The 26,486-nt window shown below is 68.9% G+C and carries 27 protein-coding genes and 1 pseudogene; 16 read left to right on the top strand and 12 right to left on the bottom strand.

Features of this window, described 5'->3' with window-relative positions; genetic code table 11:
* Positions 1 to 75: 75 nt before the first annotated feature.
* From ABZ863_RS09945 to ABZ863_RS09935, 3 genes are read right to left on the bottom strand one after another with little or no spacing between them, the layout of a single operon-like run.
* Positions 76 to 1,503, bottom strand: coding sequence for a FadD3 family acyl-CoA ligase (locus ABZ863_RS09945; RefSeq protein ID WP_358533273.1), 1,428 nt, complete (start codon positions 1,501 to 1,503; stop codon positions 76 to 78).
* A complete protein-coding gene (locus ABZ863_RS09940) occupies positions 1,500 to 2,678 on the bottom strand; it encodes an amidohydrolase family protein (protein WP_358533270.1) in 1,179 nt (392 codons plus the stop codon). The genes ABZ863_RS09945 and ABZ863_RS09940 overlap by 4 nt, the downstream gene beginning before the upstream one ends.
* A 31-nt stretch (positions 2,679 to 2,709) precedes the next feature.
* On the bottom strand, positions 2,710 to 4,257 hold the full coding sequence (locus tag ABZ863_RS09935; protein ID WP_358533267.1) for an AMP-binding protein: 1,548 nt from the start codon (positions 4,255 to 4,257) through the stop codon (positions 2,710 to 2,712).
* Between the two features lie 112 nt (positions 4,258 to 4,369).
* On the opposite strand from ABZ863_RS09935, the gene ABZ863_RS09930 reads away from it, so the two are divergent.
* Positions 4,370 to 5,089, top strand: coding sequence for an alpha/beta hydrolase (locus tag ABZ863_RS09930; RefSeq protein WP_358533263.1), 720 nt, complete (start codon positions 4,370 to 4,372; stop codon positions 5,087 to 5,089).
* Positions 5,090 to 5,128: 39 nt separating this feature from the next.
* On the opposite strand, the gene ABZ863_RS09925 is transcribed toward ABZ863_RS09930, so the two are convergent.
* The gene (locus ABZ863_RS09925; protein WP_358533260.1) at positions 5,129 to 6,343 is read right to left on the bottom strand and encodes a CoA transferase; all 1,215 of its coding nucleotides are present in this window, start codon (positions 6,341 to 6,343) and stop codon (positions 5,129 to 5,131) included.
* Positions 6,340 to 7,815, bottom strand: coding sequence for an aldehyde dehydrogenase family protein (locus ABZ863_RS09920; protein WP_358533257.1), 1,476 nt, complete (start codon positions 7,813 to 7,815; stop codon positions 6,340 to 6,342). The genes ABZ863_RS09925 and ABZ863_RS09920 overlap by 4 nt, the downstream gene beginning before the upstream one ends.
* Before the next feature lie 137 nt (positions 7,816 to 7,952).
* Here ABZ863_RS09920 and ABZ863_RS09915 point away from each other — a divergent pair, with 137 nt between their 5' ends.
* The 7 genes from ABZ863_RS09915 (at position 7,953) to ABZ863_RS09885 (ending at position 13,623) form a co-directional block, all read left to right on the top strand.
* Positions 7,953 to 8,813: a mycofactocin-coupled SDR family oxidoreductase gene (locus ABZ863_RS09915; protein WP_358533254.1), complete on the top strand. Its 861-nt coding sequence runs from the start codon at positions 7,953 to 7,955 to the stop codon at positions 8,811 to 8,813.
* A gap of 34 nt (positions 8,814 to 8,847) precedes the next feature.
* On the top strand, positions 8,848 to 9,039 hold the full coding sequence (locus ABZ863_RS09910) for a ferredoxin (RefSeq protein WP_358533251.1): 192 nt from the start codon (positions 8,848 to 8,850) through the stop codon (positions 9,037 to 9,039).
* A gap of 32 nt (positions 9,040 to 9,071) precedes the next feature.
* The gene (locus tag ABZ863_RS09905; RefSeq protein WP_358533248.1) at positions 9,072 to 10,424 is read left to right on the top strand and encodes a cytochrome P450; all 1,353 of its coding nucleotides are present in this window, start codon (positions 9,072 to 9,074) and stop codon (positions 10,422 to 10,424) included.
* Between the two features lie 67 nt (positions 10,425 to 10,491).
* Positions 10,492 to 12,120, top strand: a complete 1,629-nt coding sequence (locus ABZ863_RS09900) for an OB-fold domain-containing protein (RefSeq protein WP_358533246.1) — start codon at positions 10,492 to 10,494, stop codon at positions 12,118 to 12,120.
* On the top strand, positions 12,120 to 12,263 hold the full coding sequence (locus ABZ863_RS09895) for a hypothetical protein (RefSeq protein WP_358533243.1): 144 nt from the start codon (positions 12,120 to 12,122) through the stop codon (positions 12,261 to 12,263). The genes ABZ863_RS09900 and ABZ863_RS09895 overlap by 1 nt, the downstream gene beginning before the upstream one ends.
* A 3-nt stretch (positions 12,264 to 12,266) precedes the next feature.
* Positions 12,267 to 12,785 carry a DoxX family protein gene (locus ABZ863_RS09890; RefSeq protein WP_358533240.1) on the top strand — a complete coding sequence of 173 codons (519 nt, stop codon included), beginning with the start codon at positions 12,267 to 12,269 and terminating at the stop codon, positions 12,783 to 12,785.
* Between the two features lie 13 nt (positions 12,786 to 12,798).
* Positions 12,799 to 13,623, top strand: a complete 825-nt coding sequence (locus ABZ863_RS09885; protein WP_358533237.1) for an NAD(P)-dependent oxidoreductase — start codon at positions 12,799 to 12,801, stop codon at positions 13,621 to 13,623.
* 29 nt (positions 13,624 to 13,652) lie between these two features.
* Here ABZ863_RS09885 and ABZ863_RS09880 read toward each other — a convergent pair whose 3' ends face one another.
* The 3 genes from ABZ863_RS09880 to ABZ863_RS09870 are packed head-to-tail and all read right to left on the bottom strand — an operon-like array spanning position 13,653 to position 17,342.
* Positions 13,653 to 14,633, bottom strand: a complete 981-nt coding sequence (locus tag ABZ863_RS09880) for an aldo/keto reductase (RefSeq protein ID WP_358533234.1) — start codon at positions 14,631 to 14,633, stop codon at positions 13,653 to 13,655.
* Positions 14,626 to 16,047: an acyl-CoA reductase gene (locus ABZ863_RS09875; RefSeq protein WP_358533231.1), complete on the bottom strand. Its 1,422-nt coding sequence runs from the start codon at positions 16,045 to 16,047 to the stop codon at positions 14,626 to 14,628. Before ABZ863_RS09875 ends, ABZ863_RS09880 begins: the two co-directional genes overlap by 8 nt.
* 2 nt (positions 16,048 to 16,049) lie before the next feature.
* On the bottom strand, positions 16,050 to 17,342 hold the full coding sequence (locus tag ABZ863_RS09870; protein WP_358533228.1) for a hypothetical protein: 1,293 nt from the start codon (positions 17,340 to 17,342) through the stop codon (positions 16,050 to 16,052).
* An 83-nt stretch (positions 17,343 to 17,425) separates the two neighbouring features.
* On the opposite strand from ABZ863_RS09870, the gene ABZ863_RS09865 reads away from it, so the two are divergent.
* Positions 17,426 to 18,064 carry a TetR/AcrR family transcriptional regulator gene (locus ABZ863_RS09865; protein ID WP_358533225.1) on the top strand — a complete coding sequence of 213 codons (639 nt, stop codon included), beginning with the start codon at positions 17,426 to 17,428 and terminating at the stop codon, positions 18,062 to 18,064.
* A 4-nt stretch (positions 18,065 to 18,068) separates the two neighbouring features.
* Here ABZ863_RS09865 and ABZ863_RS09860 read toward each other — a convergent pair whose 3' ends face one another.
* Genes ABZ863_RS09860 through ABZ863_RS09850 form a run of 3 tightly spaced genes read right to left on the bottom strand, consistent with a single transcriptional unit; the run spans position 18,069 to position 19,986 of the window.
* Positions 18,069 to 18,683, bottom strand: a complete 615-nt coding sequence (locus tag ABZ863_RS09860) for a helix-turn-helix domain-containing protein (protein WP_358533222.1) — start codon at positions 18,681 to 18,683, stop codon at positions 18,069 to 18,071.
* 20 nt (positions 18,684 to 18,703) lie between these two features.
* Positions 18,704 to 19,528, bottom strand: coding sequence for an SDR family oxidoreductase (locus ABZ863_RS09855; protein WP_358533219.1), 825 nt, complete (start codon positions 19,526 to 19,528; stop codon positions 18,704 to 18,706).
* Entirely contained in the window at positions 19,525 to 19,986 is a 462-nt protein-coding gene (locus tag ABZ863_RS09850; protein WP_358533216.1) for a VOC family protein, read from the bottom strand. The genes ABZ863_RS09855 and ABZ863_RS09850 overlap by 4 nt, the downstream gene beginning before the upstream one ends.
* 91 nt (positions 19,987 to 20,077) lie before the next feature.
* On the opposite strand from ABZ863_RS09850, the gene ABZ863_RS09845 reads away from it, so the two are divergent.
* The 6 genes from ABZ863_RS09845 (at position 20,078) to ABZ863_RS09820 (ending at position 25,751) form a co-directional block, all read left to right on the top strand.
* A complete protein-coding gene (locus ABZ863_RS09845; RefSeq protein ID WP_358533213.1) occupies positions 20,078 to 21,379 on the top strand; it encodes an acyl-CoA dehydrogenase family protein in 1,302 nt (433 codons plus the stop codon).
* A complete protein-coding gene (locus tag ABZ863_RS09840; protein WP_358533210.1) occupies positions 21,376 to 22,395 on the top strand; it encodes a phosphotransferase family protein in 1,020 nt (339 codons plus the stop codon). Before ABZ863_RS09845 ends, ABZ863_RS09840 begins: the two co-directional genes overlap by 4 nt.
* Positions 22,392 to 23,171: an enoyl-CoA hydratase-related protein gene (locus tag ABZ863_RS09835; protein ID WP_358533207.1), complete on the top strand. Its 780-nt coding sequence runs from the start codon at positions 22,392 to 22,394 to the stop codon at positions 23,169 to 23,171. The genes ABZ863_RS09840 and ABZ863_RS09835 overlap by 4 nt, the downstream gene beginning before the upstream one ends.
* A gap of 54 nt (positions 23,172 to 23,225) precedes the next feature.
* Entirely contained in the window at positions 23,226 to 24,149 is a 924-nt protein-coding gene (locus tag ABZ863_RS09830) for an NADPH:quinone oxidoreductase family protein (protein ID WP_358533204.1), read from the top strand.
* Between the two features lie 54 nt (positions 24,150 to 24,203).
* Positions 24,204 to 25,139: a helix-turn-helix transcriptional regulator gene (locus ABZ863_RS09825; RefSeq protein WP_358533201.1), complete on the top strand. Its 936-nt coding sequence runs from the start codon at positions 24,204 to 24,206 to the stop codon at positions 25,137 to 25,139.
* Between the two features lie 126 nt (positions 25,140 to 25,265).
* Complete coding sequence (locus ABZ863_RS09820) at positions 25,266 to 25,751, top strand: carboxymuconolactone decarboxylase family protein (protein ID WP_358533198.1); 486 nt, start codon at positions 25,266 to 25,268, stop codon at positions 25,749 to 25,751.
* 60 nt (positions 25,752 to 25,811) lie between these two features.
* On the opposite strand, the pseudogene ABZ863_RS09815 reads toward ABZ863_RS09820, so the two are convergent.
* Positions 25,812 to 25,922: pseudogene (locus ABZ863_RS09815) on the bottom strand (IS1595 family transposase); the annotation flags it as partial.
* A 157-nt stretch (positions 25,923 to 26,079) separates the two neighbouring features.
* On the opposite strand from ABZ863_RS09815, the gene ABZ863_RS09810 reads away from it, so the two are divergent.
* Positions 26,080 to 26,486: DUF222 domain-containing protein (locus tag ABZ863_RS09810; protein ID WP_358533195.1), on the top strand; the 407-nt coding region annotated here is incomplete at its 3' end.

Below are 26,486 nucleotides of genomic sequence, written 5' to 3'. Positions count from 1 at the left end.
AAGCACTACCAACCTTCCTCGAACACAGCAAAGCCCGTCCGGCTCGCCACCATCTCAGCGTAGCCACAGCGACTCTCATCGCAGCTGGTCCTTCATCACCTTGCCGGTGGCATTGAGCGGCAGCTCGGCCAGGAACTCCACCTTCCTCGGCACCTTGAACCCGGCCATCCGGTCCCGGCTCCACGCGATCAGCTCGTCCGCCGCCACGGCGCCACGCGCCACGACGAACGCCTTCCCCACCTGGCCGAGCCGCTCGTCCGGCACCCCGATCACAGCGACCTGCGCGACGGCGGGGTGCTCCAGCAGGAAACCCTCGATCTCCGCCGGATAGGCGTTGAACCCGCCCACGATGAACATGTCCTTCTTGCGCCCGACGATCCGCAGGCGCCCGCGGTCGTCAAGGGTCCCGAGGTCCCCGGTGTGCAACCAGCCGTCGGGGTCGATCGCCTCGGCGGTCGCGACCGGGTCGTCCAGGTATCCCTGCATGACGCTGTACCCGCGGACGAGGACCTCGCCGTCGTCGGCGATGCGCACCTCGATCCCCTCGCACGGCGTCCCCACCGTCGTCGCGATGTCGGAGAACGAGTCGCCCGGCCGGGAGGCGGTCGCGGTCCCGGCCTCGGTCAGCCCGTATCCCGTCATGATCGACTGGAACGGCAGCTCGCTGCGGACCCGGTGGATCAGCTCGACCGGGATGTCCGCGGCGCCGGTGACAGCCGCCCGCAGCGAGGCCAGATCCCGCTCGCCACCCGCCTCCAGCAACGAGTGGTAGAGCGTGGGCGGACCGGGAAGCATCGTCACCTTCTCGCGCTCGATGACCTCGAGCACGCGGTCGACGTCGAAGACGGGGACCGGCAGGATCGTCGCGCCGCGGATCATGGACGCGATGCAGCCCGCCTTGTAGCCGAAGGTGTGGAAGAACGGGTTGACGGCCAGGTACCGGTCACCTTCCCGCAGGTCGGCCAGGTCGCACCACTCCGCGTACAGCCGGAGCGTCTGCAGGTGATTCATCATCACGCCCTTGGGCCGGCCGGTCGTGCCCGAGGTGAACACGATGTCCGCGATGTCCTGGCCGCTGACCGTGCGCTCGAACGGCGAGCCGCTGGCCAGGAAGTCCGACCTGAGGTCGATCACTGGCACTCCGGGCGGGGCCGCGAAGTCCATGCCGAGGAAGCCTTTCTCCACAAGGACTGCCTTCGCCCCGCTGCGGCGGATGATGTCACCGGCCTCCTCGGCCTTGAACCGCGTGTTGACCGGAACCAGCACGCCACCCGCCGTCACCAGGCCGAACGCCGCGATGATCCATTCCGCGGAGTTCGGCGCCCAGATCGCGGCGCGGTCACCCTGCTCGATCCCCGCGACGGCGAAGGCACCCGCCGCGACCCGGACCCGCTCGGCGAGCTGGGCGAAGGTGATCCGCAGGGGGCCGTCGACGATCGCTTCGGCATCGCCGAAACGGTCCCCGGCGCTCAGGACCATCTCGGGGATGGTCTCCCACCTCATACCGCCATCAACCTGGCGAGGTTGCCACCCATGATCTTGGCCTGGTCCACCTCCGGCAGGCTCCCCAGCATGGCGGCGAACGTGGTGGGCTGTGCCAGGCCCTCCGGGTGGGGGTAGTCCGAGCCGAAGAGCACCCGGTCCACGCCGATCAGGTCGATCAGCCCGCTCACGCCCTCCTCGTAGAACGGGCTGACGTGGATGCGGTTCCTGATCTCCTCGACCGGGTCGCCGGGGAACTCCTGCGGCATTTTCTTGTAGACGTCGGTGAGCTGGTCGAGCAGCGGCGCCATCCAGGAGGAACCGTTCTCGATGACCGCGACCTTCAGCTGGGGGAAGCGGAACAGCGCGCCGTGGCAGACCCAGGAGGCCACGGCGTCCTGGACGGGCCGCCACTCACCGACCGTGCGGAAGGCGTTCGGCTTGAACGGCAGCATCTCGTTCTGCCCGCCCTCCCACTCGCTGGTGTAGCGGGCGTAGCCGCTGTCGGACGAGTGCATCGCCACCAGGACGCCGTTCTCCTCGACGATCTTCCAGAACGGGTCGAACTCGGGCAGCGCGAACGAACGGGGGCCACGGAAGCCGGGCACCGGCGCGGGCCGGACCAGGATCGCCCGCGCGCCACGCTCGAGACACCATTCGAGCTCCTCGATCGCCTTGTCCACAATGGGCAGACTGATCACCGGCGTCGTGAAGATGCGGTTCTTGTAGTTGAACGACCAGACCTCGTCCAGCCACCGGTTGAGCGAGTGGACGACCACGTGGATCAGCTCGGGATCGTCACGCATCCGTTCCTCGACGAGGCTCGCCAGCGTGGGGAACATCAGTGTCCTGTCGACGCCCAGCTCGTCGAGCAGCTCGAGACGCGGCCCGGGTTCACGGAAGGCGGGCACGGATCGCATCGGGTCGCCGAAGATCTCGCGGCGGCTCTTGCCGTCGGGGTTGCCGACCTTGAAGTACTCCTCCATCGCGCCGGGACGGGCGACCACCTCGAAGGTGGGGTTGGGGATGTACTCGCTGATGTTGCCCCGGATCGCGATCTTCGTCCGGCCGTTCACCTGGACGTACTGGACCGCGCCCGCGTACTCCTTCGGCAGGTAGCTGGTGAGCGAGTCCTCCGTCTCGTACAGGTGGTTGTCCGCGTCGAACAGCGGATAGGGCAGCACGCTCGACGACATAAGAGATCCTCCTTGTCAATTTGGGAGAATCTTATTCTCTCGAACTGCCCGCCGCAATGTCCTGACGCAGGCGGAACTTCTGAACCTTGCCGCTCGGCGTGCGCGGGAAGTCCTCGACCTCGTGCAGTTCCTCGGGCCACTTCTGCTTCGCGAGACCCACCCCGTCCAGGTGCTCACGCAGCTGGTCGAGCGTCGGCATCGCGTGCCCCGGCTTCACCCGGATGACGGCCGCCGCGTGCTCGCCGAGGCGCGCGTCGGGCGCGGCGACCACCGCCACCTCCGCGATGGCGGACATCCCCAGCAGCACCTCCTCGACCTCGAGTGCGCCGATGTTCTCGCCGCCGCGGATGATGAAGTCGGCCTTGCGGTCGGTGATCGTCAGATAGCCGTCACCGTCGAGCACACCGACGTCGCCGGTGTGGTACCAGCCCTCATCGTCGAAAGCCCGTTTGGTCAGCTCCTCATCGGTGTAGCCGAGGCACAGGTCGGGACCGCGGGACAGGATCTCGCCGTCCTCGGAGAGCCGGACCTCCACACCGGGGCAGGCGATGCCGTCGGTGTAGAGGCGCTTTCCCTCGGGCGCGTTGTGCTCCGACGCCGTGATCGACGGGTGTTCCGTGCTGCCGTACGAGCGGTACGCGGTGATGCCGAGGCCGGCCAGGCGGGTGGTGACGGCAGCGGGGACGGCCGAGCCACCGAGGCCTGCGTACCTCATGCCCCGCAGATGCCGCTCCGGCCGGAAGCCGGGGTGGTCGAGCAGGCTCGTGAGGTAGTAGGGCACGCCACCACCCACGCTGAGCCCCTCGCCGTCGATCAGCTCCAGCACCATGACCGGATCCCATACATCGGCCAGATTGACCGGCGAGCCGTCGAGCACGGGGATGAGGAACGCGTTCAGCATCCCGATGAAGTGACCCACCGGAGCCGAGGTGAGCTGCAGGCCCCGGTCGGGCGGGTAGCGCGAGGAGAGCTGGCGTGTCTCGAAGCCGAGCGTCTGGTGACTGTGGATGACACCCTTGGGGTCGCGCGTCGTGCCGGAGGTGAACGCGATCAGCGCCGGGCTCGCTGGGTCGGCCGGAACGACCCCGGGCATGGGGTCCGCGCCCAGCAGGTCATCGAAGTCGCACCCGACCACGCCGACGATCGGCACGTCCGCGCACAGCTCGGGCTGATATTCCAGCCGCCCGAACCGCTCTGCGGTGACGAAGACGCGCGGCTGGGTGACGCCGAGGATGTAGGCGACCTCCCTGCGGCCGTAGAAGTGGACTATGGGCACCACGGTCGCGCCGAGGAAGGACGACGCCCAGAAGACGACGGCCGCCTCGGTCCAGTTGGGCAGCTGGAACGCGACCACATCGCCGGGACCGACACCCCGCGCCCGCAGCCCCGCGGCGAGCCGGCGCGCGACGTGTTCGACATTGCGGAAGGTGCCGGACCACGGCCGCATGGCCGAGTGGATCCGGAACTGCGTGTCGGGCGCCTGCACGAGACCACGAGCCAGGAGGTCGCCCAGCGTGTCCTGGGTCCACCAGCCCTCGGCCTCGTAACGCGTGACCAGCTCGGCGGGAACTTTTCGCATGTGGGGGCTCCAATACCGCGCGGCAACCAGCGTCGGATATGTTATTCTCCGAACTTGAGAATGCCAATATCTCAAGGCAGCGAACACCTTCCGGCCGAAAGGGTGATCAACGGTGGCAGGCGAGATCAGCGTCGAAGAGAGCCACGTCGGCCCAGTGGTCCGCCCCGCGGACGACAGCGGCATGGTCATCCTTTACCTGCATGACGAAGCCGGCAATCCACAACAGGCACTCGGCACCGCCGAACGCCTCACCGTGTTGACGGGGGCCACCACGGTCTGCCCCCGCTACCGGCCCGGCTTCCCGGCCGCGCTCATTGACGCGCATTCCGGCTACAGCCACGGCCAGGCCGCCGGTCCGGTCGTCGTGATCGGCGAAGGCATCGGGGCCGCGCTCGCCACCGCCATGATGATGCAGCTGCGCGATTCGGAGGCCACCCCACCGCGGGGCGCGGTACTGCTGTCGGCACTGCTCGACCTGAGCCTGGAGACGAAAAGCCTGCTGTTCAACGCGAGTACGGACCCCCGCTTCGACATCACCGCCCTGCGGCGGCGCATTGCCGACTACGCCAGGGGCGTGCCTCTCACCGACGCGCGTCTGAGTCCGCTCTACGCCAACCTGCACGGGCTCCCGGCAGTCCAGCTGCTTGTCGCGGGCACCGACCCGCTGCTGGACGACTCGCTTGCCTTCGCCACACGCGCGGCGCGCTCCCGGGTCGCTGTCGACCTCCACGTGTGGCCGGAGACGGACAGTTTCCGCGACGAAGCCATCACCGCCATGGCCGCGTTCGTCAAGCAGGTGACACTCGCGCCCCGGGCGGGCGCGGCGGCATAGGGGTGCGGCCGTCGCGATCGCGACGGCCGGTGCCGGTGCTCAGGTGACTGCACCGGCCTCCTTGAGGGCGATGATGCGGTCCCAGTCCACCCCGAGCTCGAGCAGGATCTCCTCGGTCTGCGCGGCGAAGGCCGGTGCCGCGTCGAGCTGTGGAGCGGCCACGTCGAACTGCACCGGGCTCGCGACCACTTCGGACCCACCGGCTCTCAGCACGTACTCGTTGGCCCTGACCTGTGGGTCCGTGGCGGCCTGGAGCGTGTCCTGCACGGGTGCCCACGGTCCGCTCAACGTTGCCAGTCGCTCGGTCCACTCGGCGAGAGTGCGGCCCGCGAACGCCTCCCGCAGGATCTCGACCGCCTGCTCGGTGTTGGCGGTGAGCGCCTCACCGGTGGCGAAGCGCGGGTCGTCGGCCAGCTCGGGACGGCCGATGTGCCGGCACACCTCCGCCCAGTACCTGGTGGGCTGCAGCATGACCAGCGAAAGGTACCGGCCGTCGGCGGTGCGGTACAGACCGGACAGCGGGTTGCGCATGGAGCTGTGCGAGCCCACCGGAGGCGCCTCCCATGGCTCGTTCAGGCGCAGTGACGTCGCCATCGCGGCGCCCAGCGCCCACAGTCCGCTGCCGAGCAGCGAGACGTCCACAACAGACGGTTCACCCGTGCGCTCGCGCTTCAGCAGCGCCGCCGCGATGCCGCCGGCGAGGTTCGTGCCGGAGATCGTGTCGCCGTAGGCCGGTGGCGGCGCGACGAAGCCGTCTATATTGGACGGTGTGAGGCTCGCGGCGGTAGCCGCGCGGCACCAGAACGCCGTCATGTCGTAGCCGCCCCGTTCCGACTCCGGGCCGCGCGGCCCCAGCGCGCTCCCCCTGGCGTAGATGATGCGCGGGTTCGCCCGCCGGATGTCGGCCACGTCGATCCCGAGCCTGCGCCGCGGCTCCGGGAGAAAACTGGTCAGGAACACGTCCGCGCGCCGGGCCAGGTCGTACAGCACCTCCTTGCCTTCCGGCGTGGCGATGTCGATGCCGATGCTGCGCTTACCCCGGTTCGGGTGCTCGATGTTGGGGTTCGGATCGTCGTCGACGCGGTACCTACCGGTCTGCCGCAGCCCGCGCTGCGGGTCGCCGGTCACGGCGTGCTCAACCTTGACCACGTCCGCACCCCAGTCGGCGAGCACTCCGCCCGCCGAGGGGACGAACCCCCACATGGCGACCTCAAGGACCCGGATACCCTCCAGCGGCGCGCTCACCCCGGTCATTTGACCACCGCCCCGAACGTCTTACGCTCCATGAACTCCTCGAGTCCCGGCACGCCCATCTCCCTGCCGATGCCCGACTGCTTGTACCCGCCGAACGGCGCGTCGGGCGCGAAGTAACTGCCACCGTTGATACTCACGGTGCCGGTGCGGATTCTCCGCGCCACAGCGATGGCCCGTTCCTCGTCAGCGCTGTAGACGGCACCGGAAAGCCCGTAGATGGAGTTGTTGGCGATGCGCACGGCCTCGTCATCGTCCTCGTACGGAATGACCGACAGCACCGGGCCGAACACCTCGTCCTGTGCGATCTCGCTCGCAGGATCCACATTGCTCAGCAGCGTCGGCGTGTAGAAGAAACCCGGGTCCACCTTCCTGCCACCGGTCACCAGTGTCGCGCCCGCCGCCACGGCACGCTGGACCATACCGTCCACTTTGTCCCGCTGTCGCGCACTGATCAACGGCCCCATATAGGTCTTGGGGTCGGCGGGATCGCCGACCACCATCCGGTCCAGGTGTGCCGCGATCTGCTCGACAACCGCGTCGTGCTGGGTACGTGGCACGAGCAGCCGCGAGGTGATCGCGCAGCCCTGCCCGGAATGCGAGCAGACGATGAAGGACGCGACCATCGAGGCGGCGGCGAAGTCGGCGTCGTCGAGCAGGACCATCGCGGACTTGCCGCCCAGCTCAAGGAAGACACGTTTCACCGTGCCGCTCGCCGCGGCCATGATCTTGCGGCCGGTGGCGGTCGAGCCGGTGAAGGTGACCACGTCCACGCCGGGGTGGGTCGTGAACAACTCCCCCACCGCGACCTCCGACGACGTGATGATGTTGACCACGCCCGATGGGATGTCGGTGTGGGAGGCGATCAGCTCGCCGAGCGCAAGGGTGACCAGCGGCGTGTCCGGAGCGCCCTTCAACACCACGGTGCACCCCGCCGCGAGCGCGGGCGCCAGCTTGGCCAGCGCGAGCTGGTTGGGGTAGTTGTAGGCGATGATCGCCGCCACGACGCCGGCGGCCTCCATCTCCACCCAGCGCCGGTGCCGCTGGCCACGCATCTCGAGCTCGCCGAGATCCTCCGTCAACGGGTGACGACGGAGCAGGTCCGCGTAGTACCTGACGACCTGAATGGGCTCCTCGAGCTGCGCGCCGTAGGTCAGCGCCCGAGGTGCGCCGACGTCGGCGATGGTCAGCTCGCGCAGCTCCTCCTTGTGCTCGGTGAGTGCCTGGTAGAGCTGTTCGAGACAGCGGACGCGGAGCTCCCGGTCGGTGGCCCAGCTGGTGGTGTCGAACGCGCGGCGAGCCGCCGCGACAGCCGACTCGGCCTGCTCGACCGTGGCATCCGGAGCCGCGCCGACGACCTCGCCGGTCGCCGGGTTGAGGGAGTCATACGTCCGCTGGGCCTCGACCAGCCAGCCGTCGATGAGCAGGCGATGCCCGGCGATCTCAGCGACCGGGGCCTTGTCCTGAGCTCGCATCCCGTCTCCTCAGTGAGGTGGAAACCGAATTCTCACTATGCTGTACTCGCATTGACGGGAACTCTAGCAGCGAATCAGGCTTCCCGGCAGCCACGTCTGAGAGTATGGTTCTCACATTCGGAAGGGAGATTCTTGCGATGGGACGCGTTCGAGGCAAAGTCGCCTTCATCACCGGCGCCGCCCGCGGCCAGGGCCGTAGCCACGCGGTGCGGCTGGCCGAGGAGGGCGCCGACATCATCGCCGTTGACATCTGCAAGAACATCGACTCGCTGAAGTACTCGCTGGCCACACCCGAGGACCTCAAGGAGACGGTGCGGCTCGTGGAAGCCACGGGCCGTCGTATCGTGGCCGTCGAGGCGGACGTGCGGGAACCCACGCAACTGAAGGCCGCACTCGAGCGGGGCATCGGCGGACTGGACCGGCTGGACATCGTGGTGGCGCAGGCCGGGATCATCGGGCAGAAGTCGGACCACAAGCTCCAGGCGTGGTCCGACGTGATCGGCACCAACCTGCTCGGCGTGATCAACGCGATCCAGGCCGCGCTGCCGCACCTGAACGAGGGCGCCTCGATCGTCGCGACCGGCTCCACCGCGGCCATGATGGTTGTCCGGCCCATGGAGCAGGCAGGCACGGATCCCGGCGGCGCCGCCTACATGATCGCCAAGCAGATGCTGTCGGAGTACATGCACGAGCTGTCCACGAACCTCGCACCACTGAACATCCGGGCCAACGTCGTGCACCCGACGAACTGCAACACCCCGATGCTCCAGAGCGAGCCGATGTACCGGTCCTTCCGCCCGGATCTGGAGAAACCGACCCGCCAGGACGCGGAACCGGTGTTCGCCAGGCAGCAGGCCATGCCGATCCCGTACATCGAGCCGGTGGACATCGCCAACGCGGTGCTGTTCCTCGCCTCCGACGAGGCCCGCTACATCACCGGCATGCAGCTGCGCGTGGACGCAGGCGGCTACCTCAAGTGGTACGGCTACCACGTCTGAACCCGGCACCACCAAAGGCACAGGAGGGAACACCGTGAAGGTACGGGTCGACGGGACACGCTGCCAGGGCCACACACTCTGCGCCATGATCGCACCGAAGGTGTTCGAACTGGACGATGTGGACGGTCACTCCTCGGTTGCCGGCGAGGACGTTCCCGCCGAGGAAGAAGACAAGGTGCGGGAAGCCGCTCGCTCCTGCCCCGAACAGGCGATCTCGATCTCGTGACCAGTCGGCGAGCCGGCAGAGAGGACAACGTCGTGGATGACGACGGCCGGAAGAGCAACCGCTACCACTTCGACCGGCACAGGCCGGAGTACCGGCAACGGTTCGAGTCGATCACGAAGGACATGCACGCCAAGTGCCCCGTCGCCTGGTCGGACACCCACGGCGGGCACTGGGTCGCCGCGGGAGCGCGCGAGCTGTTCGACATCGCCCGCTCCGCCGACGTGCTCTCGAACGACCACGACGTGAAGAACGAGCGAAAGGGCTACCAGGGCATCTCCATCCCTGCGGCCAACCCCCCGCCGCCCATCCGGGGCGGTTTCCTCGAGATGGACCCGCCGGAGCAGCGGTACTACCGGCAGGCGCTCAACCCCTACCTCTCCCCCGCGGCCGTCAACCGCTGGATCCCGTTCCTCGACGAGGTGGTGCGCGCCGCGCTCGACGAGAAGATCGAGAGTGGGCGCATCGACTTCGTCGACGACCTCGCCAACATCGTGCCCGCCGTGTTCACGCTGGCGATGATGGGCGTCCCGCTGAAGAACTGGACCATCTACAACGAGCCGACGCACGCCGCCGTGTACACCCGGCCGAACACGCCGGAGATGGTGCGCGTGCGGGAGCAACAGCGGGCGCTGCTGACCGACCTCACCCAGAACTTCAACGAGATCAGGGAGAACCCGCGGCCCGGTCTGATCGACGCGCTCGTCCGGCTCGAGATCGACGGCGCGGCGCCGCCCGACATCGAGCTGCTCGGTACTCTTGCCCTGATCATCGGTGGCGGGTTCGACACGACCACCGCACTCACCTCGCACGCGCTCGAATGGCTCGGGGAGAACAAGGCCGAGCGGGAGCGGTTGTCGAAGGAACGGGACACCCTGCTGGACTCCGCGACCGAGGAGTTCCTGCGGTTCTACACCCCCGCGCCGGGCGATGCGCGCACGTTCACCGAGGACTGCGAAATCGCCGGAACACAGTTCCAGGAAGGCGAACGCGTGTGGCTGTCCTGGGCGATGGCCAACCGTGACCCTGCGGTGTTCCCCGAGCCCCACTCGATCGACATGGCACGCAGGGGAAACCGGCACCACAGCTTCGGGCTGGGCATCCACCGCTGCATCGGCTCGAACGTGGCGCGCACGGTGTTCAAGCGGATGCTGCTGGCGGTACTCGATCGGATGCCGGACTACAGCTGCGATCCCGCGGGCACGGTGCACTACGACACCATCGGCGTCATCCAGGGCATGCGGAATCTGCCCGCGACGTTCACGCCCGGCAAGCGACTCGGCCCCGGACTCGACGCGACGCTGGAGAGCCTGCAGAAGGTCTGCGACGAGCAGCGGCTCGCCGAACCGGTCACCCGGCGAAAGGACCAAGCGAAGATCGTTCGCTGACGTGGTGGTCGCGAGCGCGAGGTGAGGAGGCGATGTGCCTGCGGCGTCAGGGCGTCCCCTGCCGCTGGTGACAGCGGACAACGAGTTCTTCTGGACCTCCGGCGCCGATGGCAGGCTGCGGTTGCGGGAGTGTGAGTCCTGTGCGGCCCTGATCCACCCGCCGCAACCGGTCTGCCGGTACTGCCGGAAACAACAGCTAGGGAAGCGCGAGGTCTCCGGTTTCGCGACGCTCATCGGGTTCACCGTGAACCACCGGTTCAGCCTGCCGGGGCTGCCCGCGCCCTACGTCGTGGCCCAGGTCGCGATCGAGGAGGACCCGCGGGTCCGGCTGACGACCAACGCCGTCGAGTGCGACCCCGGCGAGCTCCGGCTCGGCATGCGCATGGAGGTCGTGTTCGAACAGCTCGAAGACGTTTGGTTACCACTGTTCCGGCCCGCGGCCGAGCAGGGCGAGCCCGCTCCGTTGCCGAGGGACGAGATCGAACCGGACCAGCTGGGGGGCCTTGTCCGCCCGATGGTCACGCCGGAGAAGTTCGAGGACAAGGTCGCGATCACCGGAATCGGGATGTCCGAGATCGGGCGCCGGCTGATGGTGCCGCCACTGTCGCTGACCGTCCAGGCATGCGAGCGCGCGGTCGCGGACGCGGGCCTGTCGCTCGACGACATCGACGGGCTGTCAACGTATCCGGGCGCGGGGATGTACAGCGGGTTCGGCGAAGGCGGCGTGGCCGCGCTGGAGGCCGTCCTCGGCATTCGCCCCACCTGGTACAACGGCGGCGCGGACACGTTCGGCCCCGGCGGTTCGCTGATCGCGGCCATGCTGGCCATCGCGGGCGGCCTCGCGCGGCACGTGCTGTGCTTCCGGACCATCTGGGACTCCACCTTCGGCGAGCTCGTGAAGGCGGGCAGGGTCAGCCCGCCGGGTGTCGCGCGCACGACGAGCTGGCTGACACCCTTCGGGGCCACGTCGGCGGCACACACGCTGGCGCAGAACGCGCAACGACACTTCCACCGCTACGGAACGACACGGGAGACCCTCGGCTGGATCGCGCTGAACCAGCGCGCCAACGCCGCCGACAACCCGACCGCGATCTACCGCGACCCGATGACGATGGAGGACTACCTCACGGCCAGGACCATCACGACCCCGTTCGGCCTCTACGACTGCGATGTGCCGTGCGACGCCGCTGTCGCCGTGATCGTGTCCGCAAAGGACACCGCGAAGGACCTGCCGAAGCCGCCCATCCTGGTGGAGGCCGTCGGCACCCAGATCCTCGAACGGATCGAGTGGGACCAGAGCACACTGACCCACGAGCCGCAGGTTCTGGGGCAGGCGGCCCACCTGTGGTCGCGCACCTCGCTGCGCCCAGGCGACGTCGACGTGGCGCAGCTCTACGACGGGTTCACGTTCAACTGCCTGTCGTGGCTGGAGGGACTGGGTTTCTGCGGCATCGGCGAGGCGAAGGATTTCCTCGACGGCGGCAAGAACATCGCCCGCGACGGCGTGCTGCCTCTCAACACGCACGGCGGCCAGCTCTCCCACGGCCGCACGCACGGGATGGGCCTGATCCACGAGGCGATCGCCCAGCTCCGCGGCGAGGCCGGTGCGCGCCAGGTGCCGGATGCGCGGGTCGCCCTCGCCACGAGTGGCGGCCTCACGCCGAGCGGGGTGCTTCTGCTCAGGACGGACACCTGATGGCGCGGGTGCACCGGGACGGGGTCGCCGTGTCCCGCGTCGTCGAGGTCGACGGCGAGACCGCCACGGCATATCAACTCAAAGTTCTGTCCTTTGTGGAGGAATGCGTGGTCGCCCGCGAGAAGCAACTGCCTGGGAGGTAACGAGTGGATGCGGATATCGCGCTGCTGCTGGTGAGGGTGGTCCTCGGCAGCACCATGATCGCGCATGGGGTGAATCACTGGGTCGGCGGTGCCCGCATCGAGGGCACCGCACGCTGGTTCAGCGGGCTGGGCCTGCGGCAGGGAAAGCTGCAGGCGTGGCTGAGCGTGGTGACGGAGATCGGCGCGGGCGCGCTGCTGATCCTCGGCCTGCTCACACCACTGGCCTGTGCCGCGGTGGTTTCCGTGATGCTGGTCGCCGGCCTGCTCGCGCACAGGCCGAACGGGTTCTTCGTGTTCAAGGACGGCTACGAGTACGTACTCGTGCTCGCGGTCGTCGCACTCGCACTGGCGATGCTCGGCCCGGGGCGCGTGTCGGTCGACGACGCGGCCGGGATCGCCGTGACCGGCTGGGCCGGCGGCGGCATCGCACTCGGGGTGGGCGTGGTCGCGACCGCGGGCCTGCTGGCGTTGTTCTGGCGGCCACAGCCCGCTGCCGCCGAGACGGCCGACACCGCTGCCTAGGGAAGGGACCGAAATGGCGATGCGAGTGGGGTTCATCGGGCTCGGCAGCCAGGGTGGGCCGATGGCGCGGCGGATCGTCGATGCCGGCTACCCGACGACCCTGTGGGCACGGCGCTCCGCGTCGCTGGAACAGTACGCGGACACTGCCGCGAAGGTCGCCGGATCGCCTGCGGAGCTGGCCGCGGACAGCGACCTCGTCTGCCTGTGTGTTGTGAGCGATGCCGATGTCGACCAGGTCGTCGACGGTGAGCAGGGTGTGCTGGCCGGCCTCGGCTCGGGTGGCGTGCTCGCGGTGCACAGCACTGTGCACCCGGACACGTGCCGCCGCCTCGCACAGCGGGCCGCGGAACGGGGCATCGCGGTACTCGACGCGCCGGTGAGCGGTGGCGGCATGGCTGCGGTCGATGGCCACCTGCTCGTGATGGTGGGCGGCGACTCCGCTGTCGTCGAGCGATGCAGGCCGGTGTTCGCGACGTATGGCGACCCGGTGGTCCATCTCGGCGACGTCGGCGCCGGACAGGTCACGAAGCTGCTCAACAACCTGTTGTTCACGGCCAACCTCGCGACCGCGAGCAGCACGCTGACACTCGGGCAGACGCTGGGCATCGACGCTCAGCGCCTCGGCGAGGTCATCTCCCACGGCACCGCGAACAGCTTCGCGCTGGGGCGGATCGCCAGCGCCGGTGGCAGCCTCGACCGCATCGCTGCGCACGCGGGATCGTTGCTGCGCAAGGACGTCGGGCTCGTGGCCGAGCTCGCCACCGCGGCCGGTGCGCCGAGCGGCCCGGTGCTCGACGCCGCCGACGCCACCCTCGCACTCATGAACCACTCGCGCTAGCGCCCCCAAGGCGACGGCGCTCACCAGCCTCATAACGCAAGCGTGGCGCGGTGCCGGTCAAGGAAGTCGTGCGGGTAACCACGCCTCACCCGCGTCGCGGCGTCAAGCCGTCGCAGCTGCTCGTCGTCGAACGAGACGTCCAGCGCGCCGAGGTTGTCCCGCAGCTGCGCCACGGTGCGGGCGCCGATCACCGGCGACACGCCCTGCCGCCGCAGCCAGGCCAGTGCGACCTGGGCGGGCGTCGCACCGAGCTCGGCGGCGACCTCGGTGGTGACCGTCAGCGCGCGCTGCGCGGCGGGTGACGGCGGTGCACTGTCACCGCGGCGCTTGCCCGTCAGAAGTCCGCGTGCGAGCGGGCTCCACGCCCACGGCGAAAGCCCGAGAGCCCTGGCCATCGGCAGCAACTCGCGCTCCGGTGTGCGCGCCACGAGCGAGTACTCCAGCTGAATGGCGCAGAACGCGCTCCAGCCACGCAGGTCGGCGATGGCCTGCGACCGCGACACGACCCAAGCCGGTGTGTTGCTCACGCCGACCGCCAGCACCGTACCCGCGCGCACGAGATCGTCCAGCGCGCGCAGCGTCTCGTCGGCCGGTGTGCACTGGTCCCACGCGTGCACCCACAGCAGGTCGACGTAGTCGGTGCCGAGGCGGCGCAGGCTCCCCTCGACCGCGCACCGCAGGCTCTTGCGATGGCTGCCGCCCGAGTTCGGATTCTCCTTGTCCGCGAGCAGGGTGTACTTGGTGCTCAGCACGATCGCGTCGCGTTCCTTGGCGATGAGCCGCCCGACGATCGCCTCGCTAGCGCCCTCGTTGTAGATGTTGGCGGTGTCGACGAAGTTGCCACCGGCATCGCGGAACACACGGTAGATCTCCCGGCAGGTCTCCTCGTCCGCGCCGAACCCCCATTCGGTGCCGAACGTCATCGCGCCGAGGCACAGCTCGCTGACCCGCATTCCCGACCGGCCGAGCACGCGCAACGGGATCGACGTGCCCTCTCCCTGGTCAGGCATCGTCGTCCACCACCCAGTTCACGAAGCGGTGCAAGGGATACATGGCGTCGTGCGGGTTGCCGATGCTGCCCGTGAACGCGCTGCCGAGCTTCACGACCCGCTGCACACCCGCTGTCGCGAGCCGGTCGCGCACCTCGGTCTTGCGGTGCGTGGGATAGATGCCCACGGTCTGGGTCGCCACCGTCGCGAACGCGACCGCGTCGAGCATCGAGGCGACGGGCACGACGTTCACCGTCTTGTTCGTGGGGTGGAAGTCCACCGGCTCCGGCGACCGCACGACGAGGCCGCGGCCGTCGTAGTCGCCCCAGGTCCGGTAGCCGGGCTCCAGGAAACGCAGGCCGTCCACCGCCTCCCGGATGTCGGCCGGCGGTTTGGGCCCGACCGCCGAGGCGAAGGCGCGGTCGCTGCCGAGCCGCTCGCACAACAGGGCGCAGAACCGGTCGACGTCGTCGACATCGCCTTCGACGCACACGTGGCGCGCGGCGACGCACGCATCCTGGTTGAAGATCGTGGCATCTGCTGCGGCCAGCTCGGCGACCTCGCGCAGGGTCTCCTCGGAGGCGAACGCCTCCCGGCCGATGATCGACATCGACACCTTGGGGTCGAAGGAGATCAGCTGGAAACCAGGCCCCACATACCTGGCGGCGTTGGCGATCGCGTCGCCGCCGCCCCACGCGACGAGCTTGTCGAAGTACTGCGAGCGGTACAGCACCCCTTCGACGTGTGCGTCGCCACCACGCCAGTAGACTGCCGACATCGACTGCAGCACCGGATGGTCGCGCGCGATGTCGGCCATCGTGCGCAGCACGGCGACGGTGGTGAACGGGTCGGCCGACGGCATCTTGAACACGTTCACGGCCTTGACCAGCGCGGCGTCGGCGATCGACGTCATGGCGGCGCTCGGCGAGTTGCCGGCGAGCATGTGCACCAGCCGGGGTGGGAAGGCGCGAACCCGGCTGACCCTGCCGTTGGGGTCGGTGTGCTCGACCCAGCCGTCGAGCAGCTCCGGGCCGCCGAAGATGCGCTCGATGCGGTACTCGAGCGCTTCCCGGGTCAGGAACTGCCCGGGGCGGCGGAACGTGTTCTCGATGATGCGCCGTGGGAGTGCGCTCACCCGCAGGGTCATCTCGAGCGACTCCTGCAGGTAGGCGTTCTTCTCGAGCGTGAGGTGCTGTGCGGTCTCGACCAGGAAGTCGATGATCTCGGCGACCGGCGCGTCGAAGGCCGGACCGGGGCTGGTGCGCGGCACGAACAACTCGTCGAGCTCGAGACGCGGGGTCACGAACGGCACGCCGAAGTCGCGGGACAGGTACTCGGTGTCCTCGCCCCAGACCAGGCGGCCACGCACGAAGTGCGGCACCCGGATCTTGCCGGTCTTCAAGGCGGTGGGTGCGTAGGTGGCTGCGGTACTCATGATCACTCCTCGACGAAGCCGCGGACGTAGGCGTCGATCGTGCCGGCACAGGTGATCTTGTCGTCGTCGCGCAGGTCGGAGTAGCGCGCGATGTCACCGAAAATGGTCTGGCCGGACCGGCCGCACGGGCAGCCGCGTTGGTCGACACGGATCTTGTCACCGCTGATCGTCCCGCCCCAGCGACCGTCGATCGTCAGGTCGAAGAACGCGGCACGGCCCTCGGCCTGACCGTCCGACTCCGGCGCCGGCGACTCACCGTCGGGGTCCAGCACGAACAGGAGGAGCCCGTCGGGCACGTGGTAACGCCCGTCGAGGCACTTGGGGCTGCGCAGGTTCAGCTCCTGCATCGAGTAGTAGTGAAAGAACCGGGCCGGCGCGATGTTCAGCATCCGGAAGATCTGCGCCTGGTAGTCAGCCGGCAGCGTGTTGCCTTTCAGGCCCCCGCCGGTCATCAACGCGTTCTCACCGGTGATGTCTCCTTCGGACACACCGGACTCCCTGAGGATCTCGCACAGCCGGAACATCGGCGCGAACATGGAGTTGAAGAAGATGGGTTCGTCACGTCGCTCGACGATGTGCTTCGCGAAATGCCGCAGGCGTTCCTCGGTTTCCTGCTGCCGTCGTGCGCCGTCGGCCTCGATCGCCGCGACCTCGTCCGGCTTCGCGGTTCCGTCCGCCATGGCTTTGCGGATGGCCGCGATGCGCGCCAGGTACTGGTGGTGGTCCTTGCGGCCTTCGCTGTGAGGTATAGGAATCCCGTCGGTGCGGCTGTAGGTCGCGAGGATCAGGTCGCGGGTCGCATTGTGTGCGCTGAGGCCGGTGTCCGGCCCGACCGGGATGACGTGCCACGAGCGCCGCGGCCGGATGCCGGTCTCGGCGAGGCCGTCCAGCATGTTCCGCAGCGAGGTCTCGCGGTCGCGCTTGGTCTTGTTCAGGAACGAGCCCTTGCCGCTGGTGCCGCTGGAACTCGACACCAGGTGCCCACCCGTTTCGAGCCGGGCGATCCAGTCGTCGATGTTCTCGACACCGGTGACGTCCACGTCGACCCGATAGGTCGACAGCGAGTCGAGCCAGCGATTCAGCTGCGCCCACTGTCCTTTCGAGACCAGAGCCTCGGGATAGCTCTTGTAGGTCGTGTGCGGGAAAAGCAAAGGGATCAGGTCCTCGCGGCCCCGGATCCCGGTGATGCCCTCGGCCTCCGCCCGCTTGGCGAGGACGGGCACCTGCTGCCGCCGTTGCTGGAACCGCTCGTTGAGCGCCTCGATGGTGTCCCGCGGTGTTGTCGTCGTCGACATCGCGCCTCCGGTCATGGTCGAGGAATTAACTATACCGATGGGTCGAGTTTTGTCCAGGGAGTACTTCTGGCAGACTGCGACCTGTGACAGGTGCGACTCGCCCACGGCGTGGCGGCAGGCCCACGCTGGAGGAGGCCAGGAAGCTGGACGACGACGTCCGTGAACACGCGCTCGAACTGTTCCTCGAACGCGGCTACGACGGCACGTCGATGGAAGCGATCGCCGGCGCGGCCGGCACCACGAAGGCCTCGCTGTACACCCGGTTTCCCGGTAAGGACGCGGTGTTCCGCTCCGTCATCGCGTGGGCGATGCAGCGCACCGACTGGCCGCTGCGGGATCCGCCCCCGCCGGAGCTCGACGACCTGGAAGGTGCGCTGACCGCGATCGCGACGACCTCCGTGCGCCGCGCACTCGACCCGTCGATGATCAAACTCGCACAGCTCGCGATAGCCCACGAGTCGCGCTTTCCCGAGATCGCGCAGCGGGCCTACGCCACGGGATTCTGGCCGCGCCGGCAACTCGTGGTCGAGCTGCTGCGGCGGCATGCAGCCACCGGCGCGATCAAGGCCGACGAGCCGGAGATTCTCGCCGAGCACTTCCTCGGAATGGTCGCGGGTGTGCCCGCTCGCCTGGCCTCGTTCGGCATCGTCCGCGAGCCCGCCGAGCAGCAACGCCACACCGAGGTCGCGGTCCAGCTGTTCCTGCGCAGCCTGCGCCCGTGAGGAGCTATGCGGGACCAACGGTGCGCAGGCAGAAGGCGGTGATGCGGTCGATGTCCGCTTTGGACGGCTCGGCCCGCTGCCAGACGTAGTCCGCGAGCGTGCCGAACGTCGCGTGCGCGGCGAGCGAGGCGTCGAACGCGGGGTCGCCGCTGCCGAGGTCCGCGAACGGCCCGTGCAGCAGCACAGCCAGCCGCCCACTGGGGGCGAGCGGCGCGGAGTCGCCGGAGTTTCGCAGCCCGACGGCGTTCCACAGCACGGCGCGCGTTGTCGCGGCGATGTCTTCGGCCGCCTGGGACAGCACACCCTCGACCCACCGCCGCACCTTGCCGTCCGCGGTGTCCACTTTGGTCATCTGATGCGCCACATAACTGCATAGGCGCTCCGTGCCGTCCTCCAGAATGGCGGCGACGAGGGCGTCCTTGGACGGGAAGTGCCGGTAGAAGGCCTCGTTCGACAACCCGGCCCCGGCGACGATGTCGGCGACGCGCGGAGCCGAGTTGGTGCCACGCTGCCGCATGAGTTCCAGCGCGGCGTCCAGCAGGCGGCGCACCTCGCTCGCGTAGCTGGCGCCGCGCTTGGCCAGCGCACGCTGGGCGATGCGGCTCGTGACATCGCTCACCGGCACAGCGTCACTCCCGGTCACCCCGCCACCGCGGCGCACACTCCGCCGTCGACGAGGAGGTCGACGCCGTTGAGGAAGCCGGCCTGGTCCGAGAGCGCGAAGCCGACCACCGCGGCGACCTCCTCGGGCCGCCCCTCACGGCCGAGCGGCGTGCGCTGCACGAGCACCTGCATGCTGGCATGCTCCGCCGCTTCCTGCCTGCCCTGCGGGGTGTCGATGAGGCCGGGCGAGATCGAGCAGGCGCGGGCGCCCACGGGCCCGAGCCGCACGGCCTCCCGCCGCGCGAACCGGTGCACGCCACGTTTGGCCAACGAGTAGGCCAGCCCTGTGTCCGCTATGGACGGTCCCACGACCTCGTGGATCCGGTCGAGGAACCGATCGTCGAGTGGGTCGTCCAGCACCGACAGCACCTCGGGGTCCGGCTCGCCGGGGCTGAGCAGCGGCGCCATCGAGGCGAAGAACACCATTGCCGTCCCCGTGGTGGCGAGTGGGCGCAGCGCCTGCGCCAGGAGTGCGGTGCCGACCAGGTCGACGGTGAAGATCCGCCGCCAGTCGGCCATGGTCGGCGAGATGCCGGCCGCATGCGCGACGGCGCGGAGCGTGCCGAGTTCGGCGGTCCGCTCGGCGAGCCGGGCCAGGCCCTCGGCATCGGTGACGTCGAGCACGAACGGCTCGGCGGCGGCCCCGGCAGCGGACAGGTTCTTCGCCGCGGTGGTCACCGTCTCCTCGTCGCGGTCGACGAGCAACACCGTGTCCACAATGTCGGCGACCCGTTCCGCGCACGCCAGCCCCATCCCGCGCCCGGCACCGGTCGCGATGCCCACTGTCGTCATCGTCGTCATCGTTTCCCTCCGTCAGTGTTCGTCCAGCAGATCTCCAGGCCCGCTTGCGCGGCCCGGGTCACCAGCTCGATGCGGAAACCCGTCTCGCTGCGCTGGAACGTGAAGAACGGCGCGCCGTCCGGGCCCGTCCTCGTCGCCTCGGTGACGTAGCCGTGGCGCGCGAGCTCGGCGGAGTCCCCGGCCACGTCGTCGGACCAGAAGCCGATGTGGTGGATGCCCGCGCCCGCCACCGGTTCCCAGAGGGTCTCCGGGACGCTCCGGACGAGCTCGAGTCGCGGCACCGACACCGAGAAGGCGCAGCGGAGATCGAGGACGGCCGCACCGCCCGGCAGCGTCACTGCGGTCGGCGAACCGACCTCAGGGCCCCACTCGTAGCCGAACACCGACGACAGCATGGCCGTCGTGGCTTCGACATCGTCGACCACGATGCCGAGGTGGAACTGGTCCTCCGCTCTCATGACCACACCCTCACCGCAACGGCCTTCGGCCGAATAAGAATTGCGTTCTCTATCACGAGAAAGATATTCTCACTCTTGGAGAGGAGGCGCAATGGCATGGGACTTCGAGACCGAGCCTGAGTTCCAGGCGAAGCTGGACTGGGCCGATGAGTTCGTACGCGCCGAGGTCGAGCCGCTCGACCTGCTGTGGGAGCACGAGACGTTCACGCCACGGGACGAGACGAAGCGGAAGATCCTCGAGCCGCTGAAGGACGAGGTACGGCGGCAAGGACTCTGGGCGACCCACCTCGGGCCGGAGCTCGGTGGCCAGGGCCACGGGCAGCTCGAACTCGCGCTGCTGAACGAGATTCTGGGGCGGTCGCCGTGGGCGCCGCACGTATTCGGCTGCCAGGCACCGGACACCGGCAACGCCGAGATCATCGCCCACTTCGGCACCCCGGAGCAGAAGGAACGCTACCTGCGGCCATTGCTGGAGGGTGAGCTGTTCTCGTCGTACTCCATGACCGAGCCGCAGGCCGGTGCCGACCCCACACGGTTCACGACCCGCGCGGTCCGCGACGGCGACGGCTGGGTCATCAGCGGCTGGAAGTACTTCTCGTCCAACGCGAAGACGGCGTCGTTCCTGATCGTCATGGCGGTGACCGACCCCGATGTGAGCGCCTACAAAGGAATGTCGATGTTCCTGGTGCCCACCGGCACCCCCGGCATCGACATCGTCCGCAACGTCGGCCTCTACGGCGAGCCGGTGAACGACGGCTTCCACGCGCTCATCCACTACGACAACGTGCGCGTGCCCGCCGAGTCGCTCCTCGGCGGAGAGGGCCGGGCCTTCGCCGTCGCCCAGACCCGGCTCGGGGGTGGCCGGATCCACCACGCCATGCGGACCATCGGCCTCGCGCAGAAGGCGCTCGACATGATGTGCGAGCGTGCGCTGTCTCGCGAGACGCAGGGCAGCCGCCTTGCTGACAAGCAGTTCGTGCAGGGCTACATCGCCGACTCCTACGCGCAGCTCATCCAGTTCCGGTTGTTCGTGCTCTACACGGCGTGGGAGATCGACAAGTACAAGGACTACCAGAAGGTTCGCAAGGACATCGCCACGGCCAAGGTCGTGATGCCGACGGTGCTCCACGACATCGCGTGGCGGGCGATGCAGGTGCACGGCGCGCTCGGCGTCACCAACGAGATGCCGTTCTTCAGGATGATCCACGGCGCGGGCGTGCTGGGGCTCGCCGACGGGCCCACCGAGGTCCACAAGGTCACCGTCGCCAAGCAGGTGCTCAGGAACTACCAGCCCAGTGACGACATGTGGCCCACCGAATGGCTGCCGAAGAAGCTCGACGCCGCCCGCGAGAGATTCGCCCAGTACCTCGAACACGAAGTAGGGAACCTGTGATCGATTTCCAACGCCTCGCCGACTGGATGGACGAGCTCGGCCTGCCCGGCAAGGGCGCCCCGATCGAGCACGGTTTCCTGTCGGGCGGCACCCAGAACGAGATCTACGAGATCCGGCGTGGCGATGAACGCTGCGTCATCCGTATCCCGCCGCCCGGAGCACCAGCCGACCGGGACAAGGGCATCCTGCGTGAGTGGCGGATCGTCGAGGCGCTCGACGGTTCCGCCGTGCCGCACGCGAAGGCCGTCGCCGTGTGCGAGGAGGCCTCGGTGCTCGGCCGCCCGTTCTACCTCATGGGGTTCGTCGAGGGCTGGTCGCCGATGGGCCGCAGGACATGGCCCGCGCCGTTCGATACCGACCTGGACGCGCGCGCCGGGCTCGGCTACCAGCTCGCGGAGGGCATCGCCCTGCTGTCCAGAGTGGACTGGCGCGCGAAGGGTCTGCACGACCTCGGGCGGCCCGATGGCTTCCACGAGCGTCAGGTGGACCGCTGGACCGCCTTCCTGCACCGCATCAAGGCCCGCGAGCTGCCCGGTTTCGACGAGGCCGCCGCGTGGCTGCGCGCGCACCGGCCGATCGACTACGTCCCCGGCCTGATGCATGGCGACTACCAGTTCGCCAACGTGATGTTCAAAGACGGCGGGCCTGCGGAGCTCGCGGCACTGGTGGACTGGGAGATGGGCACGGTCGGCGACCCCAAGTTGGACCTTGGCTGGATGCTGCAGGGCTGGCCCGAGGACACGAACGCGCCCGAGGCAGCCGGCGCCGGCTACAAGGACCTGCGCGGGATGCCGTCGCGCGACCAGTTGCTCGCGCACTACGCGGAGGTGTCCGGCCGGCAGGTCGACGACATCGACTACTACCTCGTCCTCGCCAAGTGGAAGCTCGCCGTCGTGTTGGAGCAGGGGTTCCAGCGCGCGGGCGACGACCACAAGCTGCAGGCGTTCGGGCCGATCGTGCTCGATCTCATGCGCTCGGCCGCCGAGCTCGCCGAGTCGAGCGGGTACAGGTCGTGAGCGCCGGCGAGGAGCTGGTGCGGGAACGGCGCGGAGCCGTGTTGATCGCCCGTCTGAACCGTCCCGAGGCGCGCAATGCACTCAACGCGAACCTGCTGCGCGCCATCGGCGCGGCGGCGCTGGAAGCCGAGTCCGACCCGGAAATCCGCGCCGTGGTCCTCACCGGCACCGGCGACCGCGCCTTCTGCGCCGGGATGGACCTGCGGGCGTTCGCGAGCGGCGAGCAGCTGGGCGCCGACTCGAGCGAGGGCGTGCGGGGCTTCGGCCGGCTGGTCAAGGGCGAGCTGACCGTTCCGGTGGTCGGCGCCGCCAACGGCACCGCGATCGGTGGCGGGCTCGAACTGCTGCTCGGCTGCGACCTGATCGTCGCGTCGACGGACGCGAAGTTCGGCCTGCCCGAGGTCAAGCGCGGGCTCTTCCCTGCGGGTGGGGGCACGAACATCGGGACCAGGATCCCGCTGGCTGTCGCGCTGGAGATGACGCTGACGGGAGACCTTGTCGACGCGCGGCGGGCATATGAGTTCGGGTTGGTCAATGCCGTCGCACCGGCGGAGAAAGTGCTCGACACCGCGGTGGAGCTCGCGGAGCGGATCGCCACGAACGGGCCGCTCGCCGTGACGGCGATCAAGGAGCTCGTCCGGCTCGCGGTCACCGACGCCGAACGCGCCGCCGAGCGCACCAGGCACTGGCAGACCGCGGTGTTCACCAGCGAGGACGCCAAAGAAGGCGCGAACGCCTTCGTGGAGAAGCGCGCCCCGGTGTGGAAGGGCCGGTGAGCTGACGTGCGTGCCGCGGTCTGCCGGTCCTACGGCCCACCCGAGGTCGTCCGCGTGAAGGAGCTCCCATCCCCGCCGCTGGAACCAGGCACGGCGCGGGTCAGGGTCGGTGCCGCGGCGGTGAACTTCCCGGACGTGCTGGTGATCGCGGGCAGGTACCAGGTAACGGTGCCACCGCCGTTCGTACCGGGCAGCGAGTTCGCCGGCGTGGTCGAGGAGGTCGCCGACGACGCCGCGGGTGTGTCCATCGGCGACCGCGTCACCGGCACCGGGATCGTCGGTGCCTTCGCCGAGGAGGTCGTCGTCGCCGCGGACAGGCTGACACCGATCCCGGACGGGGTGGACCTCCGCCGCGCCGCCGCGTTCGGCGTGGCCTACCGCACCGCGTATCACACGATCCGTTCTGTCGCGCGGGTCCAACCGGGCGAGGAGCTGATCGTGCTCGGCGCGGGTGGCGGCGTCGGGCTCGCGGTGGTCCAGCTCGGAGTGCTGCTGGGCGCCTCGGTTACGGCCGTGGCATCGTCGGCCGCGAAGCTCGACGCCGCCGCGTCCCACGGGGCACGGCAGCTCGTCGACCACCGCGAGGGGGACCTGCGGAAAGCCCTGCGCGCGGCCGTCCCCAACGGCGCGCACGCGGTTGTCGACCCCGTCGGCGGCGACCTCTCCGAGCCCGCGCTCCGGTCGCTGCGGCGCGGCGGCCGGTTCGTCACGGTCGGCTACGCGTCCGGCGTCATCCCGCGCATCCCGCTCAATATCGTGCTGATCAAAGGGGTGCGCATCATCGGCTTCCAGTTCCAGGACATCCCGGCCGACGAGTTCCGGCGCAACGAAGCGGAACTCACCGGCCTGCTTGCCACGAACAGCATGCTGCCGCATATCAGCGAGACGTTCCCGCTCGCTGCCACGGCCACGGCGCTGCGCCGGGTCGCCGACGGCCACGCCGTCGGCAAGATCCTCATCGACCTCGGTGACCGCTAGAACCGCCCGTCGTGATCCGCTGTGCGAATGCGGTACCAGTGGGACGATTCGACGGTGCGGACAGTACGAACGGCGCCAGGCCGGGACCGGCCGGCGACCTACTCGATGGTGCCGGCGCCCGGCGAGTTACCGGTGATGACCTGGCGGATGGAGCACGCCTGGGAAGGCAACAGCTCGTTCGAGGAGCATGCCCACGACTTCCCCGGCCTGGCCTACTTCCAGACCACCGGCGGACGGCTACGCACCGGCCGGCGGGACTGGCCGATCGAGGCAGGCGACCTGTACGTGATCGCGCCCGGCGACCTGATGGGCCACATCCAGGCCAGCGACCTCGCGGGCAGCCACGGCTGGGGCGTGTTCTTCACCGCCGACGCGCTCGGCCCCGACGTCCCCGGCGCCCACCTGGCCTGGCGCACCCACCCACTGCTGTTCCCGTTCGTCCGCGGTGGAGCGATCGGCGCGCTCCGCCTGCGGGTGCCCGAGCCCGACCGTCCCGAGTGGACCGCTCGGATCCACGCCCTGCACAACGAACTGGCACAACGCCGCGACGGCTACCGGGAGGCCGCGCTGGCGCACCTGGTACTGCTGCTGGTCGGAGTCTCCAGGCTGGCCGCCGACGTGGTGGGCAACCTACACGAGAACCAGGAACCACTCCTCGCCGAAGTGTTCGAGGTCATCGAACAACGCTACCCACAGCCACTGTCGCTCCGCGACGTCGCCGCCGCGGTCAACATCTCCCCCGGCCACCTCACCTCGACGGTACGCCGACGCACCGGCCGCACCGTCCAGGAGTGGATCACCGAACGACGCATGGTCCAGGCCCGGCGCCTACTCGCCGCCACCGAACTACCGATCAGCGACGTGGGCCGGCAGGTGGGCTTCCCCGACGCCGGCTACTTCGCCCGCACCTTCAGCAAAGCGCACGGAGTCAGCCCCACGCAATGGCGGCGAGCCGGCACCGACCCCACGCGGCGGCCCCGTCCCCGCTGACGGCACTGCCCGCGGCGTAGAGCCACGGTGGCACCCGTCACGTAACCGTGCTGTCACAAGGATCGGGTCGCCGGCATCTGGTGTTCGTTCAGTCCAGCACGCAACACCACAAGTGAGGACGAAGCCATGGACGCCCGATTCAACCTCTTCGACAACGAGCTCGCCATGAAGTTCGGCAAGCGCTTCGCCAACGCCAGCCTGGTGATCCAGCAGTCGCCGCTGCCGAAGGCCACCCAGGAACTGGTGTCCCTGCGCGCCAGCCAGATCAACGGCTGCGGCTTCTGCGCCGACATGCACACCAAAGACGCCGCGGCCGCCGGTGAAACCGCGGTCCGGCTCAACCTGGTCGCCACCTGGCGCGAGGCCACCGTGTTCACCGAAGCCGAGCGGGCCGCGCTGGCGCTGGCCGAGGAGGGCACCCGCCTCGCCGACGCCCACCACGGCGTGTCCGACGAAACCTGGGCCGAGGTGCGCAAGCATTACGACGACGATCAGATCGCCGCACTGGTCTCCCTGGTTGCACTGATCAACGCAGCCAACCGGATGAACGTCATCGTGCGCAACCCCGCGGGTTCCTACAAGCCCGGCATGTTCGCCACCATGACGAGCTGATCGGCCAATGGAATTCCGGCCCGGCCCAGGATCAGCCGGGCCGGGCCGGGCGCGGCTACGGCGAGCGGAGATCCCGTTCTTCTGCGACGTCATGGACCAGATCGCAGCGAACCACGTCGACAGCGCCGTCCGGGTGCGATGGAAGATCGTGCCCACGGTCACGGAGGTCTTGCTGCATAAGCTAGTCCAAACAGGATTTCTCACTCGAGAACCACTGCTGCAGTTACTCCCCATTGACCTACGCCACCTTTCAGTCCAACGAGATCAGACTACGACACTCGAACAAATTTGTCGAACACATGTTCGAGTCTTGTGGTAGGCTGTGTTTGTGTGCGAGAGCGTGATCTCCCCGATGTCATTGGGGGACAAGGAACTTGTCGACGGCCTGCGGGGGTTGGAGCAGGGCCGTCGGGAGTCCTATGCCCGGGAGTTGACGTTCATCGCGGAGATCGAGGCGCGTGGGCTGCCCGACACACATGGCTATTCCGGTGTCGGGGCGTTGATACGGGAGATGTTCAACCTCAACCCGATTGATGCGCGGCGCATGGTCGCGCACGCCCGCGCGTTGCTGCCCTCGGTCACGACCTCGGGTGCGCCGGTGGCGGCGGACTTGCCTGTCGTCGCAGACACGTTGCAGGAAGGCATGATCGGACCTGAACACGTGGATGCGATCCACAAGGCGATCCGCCAGTTACCTCTCGACGCTACCGACGACGACCGGGCAGTGGCGGAGAA

Source organism: Saccharomonospora sp. NPDC046836 (assembly GCF_040645195.1).
In the GTDB taxonomy this organism is placed as follows: Bacteria; Actinomycetota; Actinomycetes; order Mycobacteriales; family Pseudonocardiaceae; genus Prauserella_A.
The sequence above is the reverse complement of the archived record's forward strand: the minus strand, read 5'-3'. Positions and strand labels throughout refer to the sequence as shown.

What these genes read in the sequence shown, in the direction of transcription:
- ABZ863_RS09895 (WP_358533243.1), top strand. Translation starts at nt 12,120, where the DNA reads ATGGCGCGGGTGCACCGGGACGGGGTCGCCGTGTCCCGCGTCGTCGAG.
- ABZ863_RS09820 (WP_358533198.1), top strand. Translation starts at nt 25,266, where the DNA reads ATGGACGCCCGATTCAACCTCTTCGACAACGAGCTCGCCATGAAGTTC.
- ABZ863_RS09870 (WP_358533228.1), bottom strand. Translation starts at nt 17,342, where the DNA reads ATGTCGACGACGACAACACCGCGGGACACCATCGAGGCGCTCAACGAG.
- ABZ863_RS09940 (WP_358533270.1), bottom strand. Translation starts at nt 2,678, where the DNA reads ATGTCGTCGAGCGTGCTGCCCTATCCGCTGTTCGACGCGGACAACCAC.
- ABZ863_RS09855 (WP_358533219.1), bottom strand. Translation starts at nt 19,528, where the DNA reads ATGACGACGATGACGACAGTGGGCATCGCGACCGGTGCCGGGCGCGGG.
- ABZ863_RS09945 (WP_358533273.1), bottom strand. Translation starts at nt 1,503, where the DNA reads ATGAGGTGGGAGACCATCCCCGAGATGGTCCTGAGCGCCGGGGACCGT.
- ABZ863_RS09920 (WP_358533257.1), bottom strand. Translation starts at nt 7,815, where the DNA reads ATGCGAGCTCAGGACAAGGCCCCGGTCGCTGAGATCGCCGGGCATCGC.
- ABZ863_RS09850 (WP_358533216.1), bottom strand. Translation starts at nt 19,986, where the DNA reads ATGAGAGCGGAGGACCAGTTCCACCTCGGCATCGTGGTCGACGATGTC.
- ABZ863_RS09880 (WP_358533234.1), bottom strand. Translation starts at nt 14,633, where the DNA reads ATGCCTGACCAGGGAGAGGGCACGTCGATCCCGTTGCGCGTGCTCGGC.
- ABZ863_RS09935 (WP_358533267.1), bottom strand. Translation starts at nt 4,257, where the DNA reads ATGCGAAAAGTTCCCGCCGAGCTGGTCACGCGTTACGAGGCCGAGGGC.
- ABZ863_RS09845 (WP_358533213.1), top strand. Translation starts at nt 20,078, where the DNA reads ATGGCATGGGACTTCGAGACCGAGCCTGAGTTCCAGGCGAAGCTGGAC.
- ABZ863_RS09915 (WP_358533254.1), top strand. Translation starts at nt 7,953, where the DNA reads ATGGGACGCGTTCGAGGCAAAGTCGCCTTCATCACCGGCGCCGCCCGC.
- ABZ863_RS09925 (WP_358533260.1), bottom strand. Translation starts at nt 6,343, where the DNA reads ATGACCGGGGTGAGCGCGCCGCTGGAGGGTATCCGGGTCCTTGAGGTC.
- ABZ863_RS09885 (WP_358533237.1), top strand. Translation starts at nt 12,799, where the DNA reads ATGGCGATGCGAGTGGGGTTCATCGGGCTCGGCAGCCAGGGTGGGCCG.
- ABZ863_RS09875 (WP_358533231.1), bottom strand. Translation starts at nt 16,047, where the DNA reads ATGAGTACCGCAGCCACCTACGCACCCACCGCCTTGAAGACCGGCAAG.